This window comes from Brevundimonas sp. (assembly GCF_016463295.1).
Classification (GTDB): Bacteria; Pseudomonadota; Alphaproteobacteria; order Caulobacterales; family Caulobacteraceae; genus Brevundimonas.
On the sequence record NZ_JAEMRO010000072.1, the window covers coordinates 1 to 10,952 of the forward strand.

General features: G+C 66.1%; 9 protein-coding genes. 6 read left to right on the forward strand and 3 right to left on the reverse strand.

What is annotated here, in order from left to right:
* Both JHC81_RS11840 and JHC81_RS11845 read right to left on the reverse strand, forming a co-directional pair.
* Nucleotides 1-200 (reverse strand): hypothetical protein (locus tag JHC81_RS11840; RefSeq protein ID WP_292174928.1); only part of this gene is annotated, 200 nt, incomplete at its 3' end.
* A 143-nt stretch (nt 201-343) separates the two neighbouring features.
* Nucleotides 344-2,596, reverse strand: coding sequence for a TonB-dependent receptor (locus JHC81_RS11845; protein ID WP_292174931.1), 2,253 nt, complete (start codon nt 2,594-2,596; stop codon nt 344-346).
* A 258-nt stretch (nt 2,597-2,854) separates the two neighbouring features.
* On the opposite strand from JHC81_RS11845, the gene JHC81_RS11850 reads away from it, so the two are divergent.
* The 4 genes from JHC81_RS11850 to JHC81_RS11865 all read left to right on the forward strand — a co-directional run bounded on the left by JHC81_RS11850 (nt 2,855) and on the right by JHC81_RS11865 (nt 6,128).
* A complete protein-coding gene (locus tag JHC81_RS11850; protein ID WP_292174932.1) occupies nt 2,855-3,952 on the forward strand; it encodes a phytase in 1,098 nt (365 codons plus the stop codon).
* 347 nt (nt 3,953-4,299) lie between these two features.
* On the forward strand, nt 4,300-4,620 hold the full coding sequence (locus JHC81_RS11855) for a hypothetical protein (protein ID WP_292174935.1): 321 nt from the start codon (nt 4,300-4,302) through the stop codon (nt 4,618-4,620).
* Between the two features lie 193 nt (nt 4,621-4,813).
* Nucleotides 4,814-5,677, forward strand: coding sequence for a bifunctional DNA-formamidopyrimidine glycosylase/DNA-(apurinic or apyrimidinic site) lyase (gene mutM, locus JHC81_RS11860; RefSeq protein WP_292174937.1), 864 nt, complete (start codon nt 4,814-4,816; stop codon nt 5,675-5,677).
* Nucleotide 5,678: 1 nt separating this feature from the next.
* Nucleotides 5,679-6,128: a hypothetical protein gene (locus tag JHC81_RS11865; protein ID WP_292174939.1), complete on the forward strand. Its 450-nt coding sequence runs from the start codon at nt 5,679-5,681 to the stop codon at nt 6,126-6,128.
* A gap of 4 nt (nt 6,129-6,132) precedes the next feature.
* Here the strand turns inward: JHC81_RS11865 and JHC81_RS11870 are convergent, their stop codons facing one another.
* Nucleotides 6,133-7,050, reverse strand: a complete 918-nt coding sequence (locus JHC81_RS11870) for an NAD(P)/FAD-dependent oxidoreductase (protein ID WP_292174941.1) — start codon at nt 7,048-7,050, stop codon at nt 6,133-6,135.
* A 116-nt stretch (nt 7,051-7,166) separates the two neighbouring features.
* Here JHC81_RS11870 and JHC81_RS11875 point away from each other — a divergent pair, with 116 nt between their 5' ends.
* Together JHC81_RS11875 and JHC81_RS11880 are read left to right on the forward strand one after the other, a co-directional pair.
* Nucleotides 7,167-7,985 carry an enoyl-CoA hydratase-related protein gene (locus JHC81_RS11875; RefSeq protein ID WP_292174944.1) on the forward strand — a complete coding sequence of 273 codons (819 nt, stop codon included), beginning with the start codon at nt 7,167-7,169 and terminating at the stop codon, nt 7,983-7,985.
* A gap of 136 nt (nt 7,986-8,121) precedes the next feature.
* A partial coding sequence (locus tag JHC81_RS11880; RefSeq protein WP_292174950.1) for a DNA methyltransferase occupies nt 8,122-10,952 on the forward strand: 2,831 nt, incomplete at its 3' end.

Consider the following 10,952-nt stretch of genomic DNA (forward strand, 5'->3'; position numbering starts at 1 on the left):
GGCTTGCTCTGGTCCTGTTCGGGCGCGGGTGGGGGCGCGGGCGTGTCGGGGGTGTCCGGCGTCTGGAAATGGCCCGCCGGGTCTGGGCTGAGGGTGATCGGCTCGGGTGCGGTCTCGGCGACAGCCTTGGTGGGCTTGCCGCCCAGCATCGACCGCAGGCCGCCCAGAAGTCCGCCGGATGTGTCTGTCTTGCGGGCCATGATCGGAGTGTCCGGACGCGGGAGGGTTCGCGCCTGCATATAGGGGACCCGCCCCACCTGCGGCAACGCCGGAAGGGCGGATACGCAAAAGGGCCAGACGTTTCCGCCCGGCCCCTTGTCGTCCTTGATGCGCTTGTGGCGGCTTAGAAGGCCACCCGCATGACCAGCTGATAGACCGGCCCGGCCTTCTCGGTCTCGATCTCATACTCGTCGTAGTCTCGGTCGATCTGGTCCTCGATGGTGTCGAACTTGTCGAACACCTCGTCCTTGGAACTGTCCAGCAGGTTGGAGCCGGTCAGCCGGACCACGATGTTGCTGGCGATCCGCTTCTCGACGAACACTTCCAGATCGGCACCATAGGAGGTCAGGACTTCCTCGGCGGCGATCCGGCTCTCGGCATCGCCCTGTTTGCGGTAGGTGGCTCCGAAGGCCGCCCCCCAGCTGGGGATGTCGTGGGTGAAGCCGGCATTGACGACATAGTCGGACTGAGAGTTGAAGCGGCGCTCGCCCAGGAAGTCATCGACCGCACTGTCCAGCCAGGAATAGTTCAGGAAGACGCCCGTATTGGGCATGCCGATGAAGTCCAGCGGCGTCGACAGGTCGAACTCGATCCCCCAGACCTGACCGTCACCAACGTTTTCGGCCGTCAGTACCAAGGCCTCAGGCTCCTCTTCCGAAGGCCTGCCTGTGCTCGTGATCTCGATCAAATCCGTGATGTCGCGATAGAAGACGTTGACGCCGAACACACCGCGACGCCCCAGACGACGCTCATAACCCAGATCGATGCCCCAAGCTGTTTCCGGTTCGAGCTCTGGATTACCTTCAAAATCGTTGTCGCCATATTCGCCTTCCAGCAGGGCTGGCGAGATGAAGTTGAAGTTCGGGCGACGCACCGTGCGCGCGACAGAGGCGACGATCCGGTCTTCCTCCGTCAGTTGGAAACGCGCGCTGGCCGAGGGCAGCAGGATGCCATAGTCCTTGTCGTTGACGCGATCTTCGGCAGCGACCGTTTCGTCGATGATCGTCGTGTCGGTGGTCTCATACCGCAGACCCGCCTCCCATTTCACCGCGCCGGTTTCACCCGACAGCATGATGTAGGGGTCGATCCGCGTTTCCTCGATGGTGCTGACGCCGCCGTCGATCGCCTCGAAATCCCCGAACTCGCCGGCCAGCAAGGGGCGGAAAGCGGTCTCGCCCTCGGCCTCGGCGTCGGCCGCGAAAATGGCGGTGTCGCGGGTCTTGTCGCTGTACTGGACGCCGAACTCCAGCTCCATGCCGTTCAGATTCAGCTTGTGCTCCAGCGCGGCCTGGATTTCCTCGTCGGTGATGTCGGTGCGGGTGATCTCGCCCTCGATGACTTCATCCTCGACCGCGAACTCGGTCTCGGTCTCGACCTGCTGGTCGTCGATGGCGGCATAGCCCAGGCGGAAGGTCGTCTCGCCGCCCAGCATCTCGCGCTCGTATCGGCTGTTGACGGCCCAGTTGTCGGTCTGGATGTCCAGCGGATTGGCGTTGATGGTGTCGATGTTGGCGGCGGTTTCGATGCCCTCGATATACTCGATCGAGTTCTCGTCCTGTACCCGGTCCGTGCGCACGAACAAGCCGCTGAGCTGCAGATTGCCACCCGCGACCTCCACGTCATAGGAGGCGTTGGCGGAATAGTCGGTGCCGTCGCGCACGTCGGTCTGGACCTCGGTATTGTCCAGTTCGCCGCCGGGCTCGTCGAAGCGCTGGCTGAACTTGTCCTTGGGATTGCGACGATCCTGGATGTTGCCGCCGATCAGCAGGCGGCCCGGTCCGACCTGTCCGCCCCAGACCGCACCATAGGTGCCGCCCCATTGGCCATATTCGCTGTCGGGGAAGTTGATCGCCCCCAGGCGCAGATAGCCGCCGTCCAGCGACAGGGCGTCGCGCAGGACGATGTTGATGGCCCCGGCCACGGCATCGCCCGAGCGGTTGGCCGAGGACGAGCGCACCACTTCGACCCGCTCGATCAGCTCGGCGGGGATGCGGTCGACGAAGAAGCTGCGGTCCAGATTGGCGCCGGGCACCCGCTCGCCATTGATCAGGATCTGGGTATAGGCCGAATCCAGGCCGCGGATGCGCACGCCGTCCGATTCCAGCACGTCGGACAGGAAGGTCACCGACGGTACGCGCTTCAGCGCGTCACCGGCCGTCAACGGCTCGAACCGCTGGAAATATTCCAGGTCGTAGGACAGCGTCGGCACCACATCGTCGGTGCGGTTGCGCATGACCGGCTCGCCCGTGACGATCACCTCGTCCAGGGCTGTGACCGGCCCGCCTTGCGGATCGATGGCCGGACCGGACTGGGCCAGGGCCGAACCGGCGAAGGCGAGCGGGGCCAGGGCGGCCCCCAGCAGAAGCGCGAATTTCATTGATGGCATCCCCGAAAGACCGGCGGCCAAGGGGCCCCGGTGTTCGGAAATCGCAGCTAAGCGGTGCCGACGACGCCTCTAAGACGATTTTGCGAACCCGCCGTGCCGGTTTTAGGAAGTAAGCGTGACGACTGTTCCCGGTACGGAGCGGTTGTCATATCGCTGTTCCATAACCGTCACAGGGCCTTGCTTGACCCGACGCGCGCGTGCGTGGTCTGCGCGGTCACGCTGGAACACCCTGATTTTCGAGAGGCCGCCATGTCGATCCGCACCCTGACCACACTGGTTGCATCCGCCGCCCTGCTGGCCGCCTGTGCCACGGGCGAGGTCGATTATCAGGGCGAGGGAGAGGGTTTCGTCGGCGAGGGCTCGCCGGTTAGCGCCGTACTGGAAACGCCTTCGGTCGGCACCGGCGGGGGAGAGGACGCCGCCGACGATCCGGCTATCTGGACGTCGCCCGTGCCGGTCACGATCAATGGCAAGACCAGCCCCGGCTTCGTCGCCGGCACCGACAAGAAGGCCGGTCTGTATATCTACGACTTCGACGGCCAGGTGATGCAGTTCCTGGCCGAGGGCCTGCTGAACAACGTCGATGCGGTCGAGGGTCTGTCGATCGGCGGCAAGCCGATGGTGGTGCTGGGGGCCAGCGACCGCACACCGGGCCGCACGGGCGTGTCGCTCTATGTCTACGATCCCGCGGGCACCGGCACGAACGGCGTCCGGCCCTGGGGGGCCATCGCCACCGACGTGGTAGAGCCTTACGGCTTCTGCTTCGCCCGTCGCGGTGCCGAGGTTCACGCTATCCTGGTCGGGCACGAGGGCGAGCTGCGCCAGTATGTCCTGACCGTGGACGCCGCCGGTCGGCCCTCGGCGCGTCTGGTTCGCAGCGGCGACATCGGCACCATCTCCGAAGGCTGCGCCGCCGACGAGGCGACGGGCGCCCTCTATCTGGGGGAAGAGAATGTCGGCATCTGGCGCTATGATCTCGACCCCGCCTCAGGCTCGGCCCGCACGCTTGTGCAGGCCATAGAGCCTGGCAGGCTGGTCGCCGATGCCGAAGGCCTGACCATCCTGGCCGACGGGGCCGCCCGTTATCTGATCGGCTCCAGCCAGGGCGATTCCACCTTCCCCGTCTGGCGCATCGACGGGGCGGCACCCGAGTACAAGGGCCGGTTCGTGGTCGTGGACGGCGAGGTCGATGCCGTGACCGGCACCGATGGACTGGCCGCCCACGGTGGTGTGGTCGGCCGCTTTCCCGAAGGCGTGGTGGTGGTTCAGGACGACGTGAACGACGTCGGCACCCAGAACTTCAAATACATCGACTGGCGCGACATCCGGACCGCTCTCGATCTCTAGCAGTCTCGCGACCCCTGAGCGGGGCAAGTCTGGCGCGCACCCCCTGCCGGGCCGTGAGCTTGAGCTGCCACATGTCGTCCACGGTCTGCTCTGCTCGCCCGAACAGCGACAAGCCCGTAATCCATATCAGGGCCGACGGTCTGATCTGTCCTGGTGGACACCCAGACGGCCTGGCGCTGCCTAAGGCGGCGTACCAGTACGTTTTACGGGCTGGAGGCCTACGAAACTTGGCCTAGCTAGATGGGGCCGCGCGCATCTGCGTCGGTGCCTCCGGGATCCCCGAGGCATCATCGCGAGGTTCCAATTTCCTGCTGGAAAAGGACCCGCCAGTCTGGAGACTTTGGTTAATGCGAGCCTATCTGACACTCACCCTGATCGGTGCGACGACCTTGCTTGCCTCCTGCGGGACCATCGCCGAGAGAACGAATACCCTCAGTGACGACAGCATCGTCAATCAAACGGGTGGCGTCCTGGGGTATTCTCCATCGGACCTGACAGTGGTCAGTCGTCGCACCAGCGGCGTAAATACCTATGTGGAGGTCCGGGCTGACGACGGCAAAAGTTTCAGCTGCGTCGTGAACGGCGGCAATCTGCTGTCCCTTGGCATGACCAATCCCCCATCGTGTGCGCCCAAGGGACAGCCTGTACAAAGCGGACCTGGTCGCTAGTTTTTCGGATAGACCATGCGCCGTCTGACTGACGTCAGACGGCTTTTGTTCGCCTTTGAGCGAGATACGAAAGTGCGCGCCAAGCTCCGCAGTCGAGGGCGTCTTCACACGCCTGCGGCCCACGCATCCGCCTCGCGCCGCAACGGGCGATCGGCTAAGGACCGGGTCTTTGCCACCCGGTCCCGCCACGCCCATGCCTGAACTTCCCGAGGTCGAGACCGTACGCCGTGGGCTGGAGCCCGTGCTGGCCGGGGCACGCCTGACCCATGTGCGCCAGAACCGGCCCGACCTGCGCTTTCCGTTTCCCGAGCGGTTCGTCGAACGGCTGGAAGGGGCGACGGTCCGGCGCATCGACCGTCGTGCCAAATATCTGCTGATGCCGCTGTCGACCGGAGAGACCTGGGTCACCCATCTGGGCATGACCGGGCGCTTTACGCTGGACGGGACCCAGTTGGGCGAGTTCGAGGAACCGGCCCCCATTTCGGGCAAGCATGAACACGTCAGCCTGTGCGCGGTGCACGGCGCGGCCCGCACCCGCATTGGCTTCGCCGACGCCCGCCGCTTCGGCTTCATGGGCCTGATCCCCAGCGAGGCTGTCGAAGCGCATCCCTGGTTCGACCGCATGGGGCCCGAGCCCCTGGGCAACCACTTCTCCGGCGCGCACCTGGCCGAGGCGTTTCGCAACAAGGCCCAGAGCATCAAGGTCAGCCTGCTGGACCAGCGGATCGTGGCGGGCCTGGGCAATATTTATGTGTGTGAGGCGCTGTATCGTGCCCGCATCTCGCCCCTGATCGCGGCGGGCAAGGTGTCGCGGCCCCGGCTGGAAGTTCTGGCCGCCGTCATTCGCGACGTGTTGAACGACGCCATCGCCGCCGGCGGCTCCACCTTGCGCGACTTCGCCAATGCCGACGGCGGCCAGGGTTATTTCCAGCACCGCTTCGACGTCTATGGCCGCGAGGGCCAGCCCTGTCTCGGTGAGGGCTGCACCGGCACGGTCAAACGCATCGTCCAGGCCGGACGCTCCACCTTCTACTGCCCGTCCTGCCAGAGGCGCTGAGATGACCCATCGCAAGACCCATCTCTGGATCAGCCTGATCGTCGGCCTGATCGTCTGGGGCGTCTATTTCGGCCATGTGATCCAGTCGTTCCGGCGCGGCGATCCCGGCAATCTGGCGCTATGGTTCCTGGGGGCCCTGGCCGTCATCGTCCTGGCCGAGACGGTGGCCACCGGCCTGATCGCCTGGCTGTTCCGCAGGCGGGCGCGGGCTCTGGACGAAGGACCCACGCTTCAGGCCGCGCTGAAGGCCAGCCATGTGGCCCTGATGATCCTGGTCGCCTTGGTCCTTGTCACTGCGGCCGGCCTCGCGGCAGCCAGCCTGTTCGGCTGGACCATGGACCTGTCCGCCCCCCGGACCCAGGTTCTGGCCGCCAATGCCCTGCTGGCCATGGTGGTGGTGGCCGAGCTCTCGCGCGCGGCCCTGACCCTGGCCCTCATCCCGCGCCGCTGACGCCCTATTTTCGCAGGGCGTGGCCGTCCTGCTCGCGCAACCAGTTGTGGGCCTTGGTCGCGGCGATGGCTCCATGTCCCATGGCGACCGTGATCTGATCCAGCCCCTGCACCACGTCGCCCGCGGCCCACAGCCCCTCGACACCTGCGCCGAACGGACTGTCCTCGGCCAGGCAGTCGCCCTCTCCACGCCGCGCGCCAAGACGGAGCGCCAGTTCGCTGCGGGGGCGCAGGCCCAGGGCCGGATAAAGAATGTCCACGGTGACCGTCCGGCCCGTCGTCAGATGCACGGTCATGGCGTCCGGCGTGGGCTCCAGCCGGTCCAGCGCCCCGTGCAGCACCGTTACCCCCGCCTGATCCAGCTGCGCCGTCTCGTCCGCCGTCAGCTCGGAGTGGGCCAGCGGCATCAGCGTCACATCGTTCGTATATTGCCGCAGGAACAGCGCCTCGGCCGCGCCATTGGTGTCGGCCCCGATCACGCCCATCTTGCGGTCCGTCCCCTCATAGCCGTCGCAGATGGGACAGTAGCGCAGCACCCCGTCGGCGATGGCCTTCTCGTGCACGGCATTCGGCAGATCGACCTCATTCATCGACACCCCTGTCGCCATGATCAGGGCCCGCGTCCGCCAGGACTGACCCCCACCGCTCAGCACGAACCCGTCGCCCGATCGCTGGATGTCCTCGACCCGCGCCTCGGCGATGGCCGCGCCATACGCCATCGCCTGGCGTTCCATGATCTGCACCAGCGCCTTGCCCGCGATCCCGTCGGGAAAGCCCGGCACATTGTGCGCCATCGGCCCGCGCAGCGCCCGGCTGGTCCCGTCGTGCAGCACCAGCACGCGCCGATGATACCGCGCCAGATACAGAGCGGCCGTCAGGCCCGCCGGTCCCGCCCCGACCACGATCACATCCGGCTGGTCCATCGCGCTTGCCCCCATGCGCACCCTAAGGGCCAAGCTGAGGCAAGAGTTCCGACGTCGGGGGTTTCGGCCCGGACCGAGGTCGCGCTAAACCGGGCCAAACGCGGAGCCTGCCCCCCATGACCGACACCCCGATGACCGACACCCCCACGACCGATACCTATGCCAACCTTCTGATCGAACGCCACGCCGACGGCTATGCGGTGGTCACCCTGAACCGGCCCGAGGCGCTGAATGCCCTGAACTCCGCCCTGTTCAAGGATCTGGCGGACTTTCTCGACGCCGTCGAACAGGACGACAGCGTGCGCTGCCTGATCCTGACCGGCAGCGGGGAAAAGGCCTTCGCCGCCGGCGCCGACATCAAGGAGATGGCGGACCAGTCCTATGCCCAGATGTACACCGGCAACTATTTCGCCCTGGGCCACGACCGCATCACCCGCTTCCGGAAGCCGATCATCGCGGCGGTCAACGGCTTCGCCCTGGGCGGCGGGTGCGAACTGGCCATGCTGTGCGACTTCATCGTGGCCTCGGACAAGGCGAAGTTCGGCCAGCCCGAGATCAACCTGGGCGTCGCGCCCGGCATCGGCGGCTCCCAACGCCTGACCCGCCTGGTCGGCAAGTCCAAGGCCATGGACATGGTCCTGACCGCCCGCATGATGGACGCCGCCGAGGCCGAGCGCGCGGGCCTGGCGTCGCGCGTCTTCCCCCACGACCAGCTGCTGGACGAGACCCGCAAGATCGCCGCGAAGATCGCCTCGCAAAGCCCGCTCGCCGTCATGGCCAATAAGGAAATGGTCAACGCCGCGCTGGAGACCACCCTGACCCAGGGCGTCCAGTTCGAACGCCGCCTGTTCCACAGCCTGTTCGCCTTCGAGGACCAGAAGGAAGGCATGGCCGCCTTCGTCGAGAAGCGGAAACCGGTGTTCACGGGGCGCTAGGCGTCGACACTGTCTCCTCCCCCTCATGGGGGAGGTGGCGCGGCGCGCAGCGCCGTGACGGAGGGGGCCAGCCCCGCACGGACCCCGCTTGCCACACACGGGCGAACCGGGCCAAGTGCGGGCAGGGGAGAGCCGCTTGGATATCGACGCCTTCATTGATCGCTGGAGCGCCGCGCGTGGCGGGGCCGAGCGCGCCAACTACCAGATGTTTCTGACGGAGCTTTGCGAGGCGCTGGACCTTCCACGCCCCGATCCGGCCAGCGACCAGACGGCGCTGAACGACTATGTCTTCGAGCGGGGCGTCAAGCGTCGCGAATCCGAAGGGTCCGCCTCGACCCTGCGGATCGATCTGTACAAGCGCGGCTGCTTTATCCTGGAGGCCAAACAGTCCCGCGCCAGCCAGCGCGACGACCAGCCCACCCTGTTCAAGGCGGACGAGACCGCCTCCACCGCCGCCAGTGAAGGCCGCTGGGACGTGCTGATGCGCAACGCCCGCAAACAGGCCGAGGACTATGCCTTCCGCCTGCCCGCCGATCACCCGGCCCCGCCCTTCATCATCGTCTGCGACGTCGGCTATGTGTTCGAGGTCTATGCCGACTTCTCCGGCTCGGGCCGCGCCTATGGCCACTTCCCCGACCGCAAGGGCTTCCGCATTCGGCTGGAGGACCTGCGCCGCCCCGAGATCGTCGAGCGGCTGAAGGCCATCTGGACGGACCCGCAATCGTTGGACCCGTCGCGCCACGCCGCCCGTGTCACGCGCCAGATCGCCGAACGCCTCGCCGCCGTCTCGCGCCGGCTGGAGCGCAACCACCCGCCCGAAGAGGTGGCGCATTTCCTGATGCGCTGCATCTTCACCATGTTCGCAGAGGACGCCGACCTGCTGCCGCGCGGCCAGTTCACGGCCCTGCTGGAAGAGTGTCTGGACAGTCCCGCAGCCTTCGCCCCCCTGCTGCGCGACCTGTGGAAGCGGATGGACGAGCCGCTGTACGAGAACCGCTTCTTCTCGGGCTTCAAGACCCATCTGCGCTACTTCAACGGCGGCCTGTTCCACGACGCCAAGGCCTTCCCGATGACGAAGGAAGAGATCGGCGAACTGCTGGCCGCCTCGCGCCACGACTGGCGCTATGTCGAGCCGGCCATCTTCGGCACCCTGGTCGAACAGGCGCTGGACCCCAAGGAGCGCCGCCAGCTCGGCGCCCACTACACCCCCCGCTCCTATGTCGAACGGCTGGTCGAGGTGACGGTGATGGAGCCGCTGCGCGCCGACTGGAACGTGGCCCAGCTCAAGGCCGGCGACGCGAAGGAGCGCGGCGATGTGAAGGAAGCGGTGGTCGCCGTCCGCGCCTTCCACCACCAGCTCTGCACCACCCGCGTCCTCGACCCCGCCTGCGGCACCGGCAACTTCCTCTATGTCTCGCTGGAGCTGATGAAGCGGCTGGAGGGCGAGGTGCTGGAGGCCCTGGCCGAACTCGGCGAAACCGAGACCATGGGGCTGGAAGAGGTCGATCCGCACCAGTTCCTGGGCATCGAGCTGAACGTCCGCGCCGCCGCCATCGCCGAACTGGTGCTGTGGATCGGCTATCTGCAGCAGCATTACCGCAACCGGTCGGAACACCCCGCCGAGCCGATCCTCAAGGCCTTCGGCAACATCCAGCAGAAGGACGCGGTCCTGACCTGGGACGGCTATCCCGAGCTGCAGTTCGAGATGAAGGACGGGGTGGCGGTGCAGGTGTTTCCGAACGCGCGGCGGCCCGAGTGGCCAGAGGCGGAGTTCATCGTCGGGAATCCGCCGTTTATCGGGGGCGCGAACCTTCGCTCGCGCATGGCACCGGGCTATGCCGAGGCCCTATGGCGCGCCCATCCGCACATGAATGAGAGCGCAGATTTCGTGATGTATTGGTGGGACCGGGCCGCCGAAATGTTGACCCGCAAGAAGACTGCCCTGCGCCGCTTCGGCCTCGTCACCACCAACTCAATTAGTCAGGTTTTCCAACGCCGGGTGATGGAGCGTCATCTGAACGCCAAGGCTCCGGTGTCGATCATCTTCGCTGTGCCGGATCATCCGTGGACCAAGGCGTCGAAGGACAGCGCGGCGGTACGGATCGCCATGACGACGGCTCGGGCCGGGCCTCACGACGGTGAGCTGCGAGAGGTCGTCGCTGAGGCGGGACTGGATACCGACGAACCGTCGCTGGCTTTCCAGTCGAGAGAAGGCAGGGTCAACTCCGACCTTACAACCGGCGTGGACGTGACCCGCGCGGCTCCGTTGCTGGCTAACGAGGGCCTGTGTTCGCCGGGCGTCAAGCTGCACGGTTCAGGGTTCATCGTGACCCCTGAAGATGCTGCCCATTTGGGCCTTGGCCGTCGCCCGGGGTTGGACCGCCACATCCGTAGCTATCGCAATGGACGCGACCTTACCTCCCGGTCTCGCGGCGCGATGGTCATCGACCTCTTTGGACTGTCTGCGGAGGAAGCGCGGCGGGACTATCCAGAGGTTTATCAGCACCTTCTCGCCAAGGTGAAGCCGGAACGTGACGCCAACAATCGGGCAACCTACCGAGACAGCTGGTGGATATTCGGAGAACCTCGGCGCGAACTCAGACCCGCCCTTGAAGGCCGTCCTCGGTACGTCGCTACCGTAGAGACGACAAAACACCGTATCTTTCAGTTTCTCGACGCGAGCATCATGCCAGACAACATGGTCATCGCGATCGCTCATGCGGACGCTTGGTTGCTCGCCGTCCTGTCCAGCCGGGTCCACACGACATGGGCCCCCGTCCTCGGTGGTTGGCTCGGCTATGGCAACGACCCCCGCTACTCCAAATCCCGCTGCTTCGACCCCTTCCCCTTCCCCGCCTGCACCGAATCCCAGGCCGAGCGCATCCGCGCGCTCGCCGGGCAGCTTGACGCCCATCGCAGGGCGCGGCAGGCGGAGCATCCGCATCTGACCTTGACGCAGATGTACAA

Excerpts from the sequence above, each read along its gene's own strand:
- JHC81_RS11855 (WP_292174935.1), top strand. The coding sequence starts at position 4,300 with ATGCGAGCCTATCTGACACTCACCCTGATCGGTGCGACGACCTTGCTT.
- JHC81_RS11850 (WP_292174932.1), top strand. The coding sequence starts at position 2,855 with ATGTCGATCCGCACCCTGACCACACTGGTTGCATCCGCCGCCCTGCTG.
- mutM (WP_292174937.1), top strand. The coding sequence starts at position 4,814 with ATGCCTGAACTTCCCGAGGTCGAGACCGTACGCCGTGGGCTGGAGCCC.
- JHC81_RS11870 (WP_292174941.1), bottom strand. The coding sequence starts at position 7,050 with ATGGACCAGCCGGATGTGATCGTGGTCGGGGCGGGACCGGCGGGCCTG.
- JHC81_RS11845 (WP_292174931.1), bottom strand. The coding sequence starts at position 2,596 with ATGAAATTCGCGCTTCTGCTGGGGGCCGCCCTGGCCCCGCTCGCCTTC.
- JHC81_RS11875 (WP_292174944.1), top strand. The coding sequence starts at position 7,167 with ATGACCGACACCCCGATGACCGACACCCCCACGACCGATACCTATGCC.
- JHC81_RS11865 (WP_292174939.1), top strand. The coding sequence starts at position 5,679 with ATGACCCATCGCAAGACCCATCTCTGGATCAGCCTGATCGTCGGCCTG.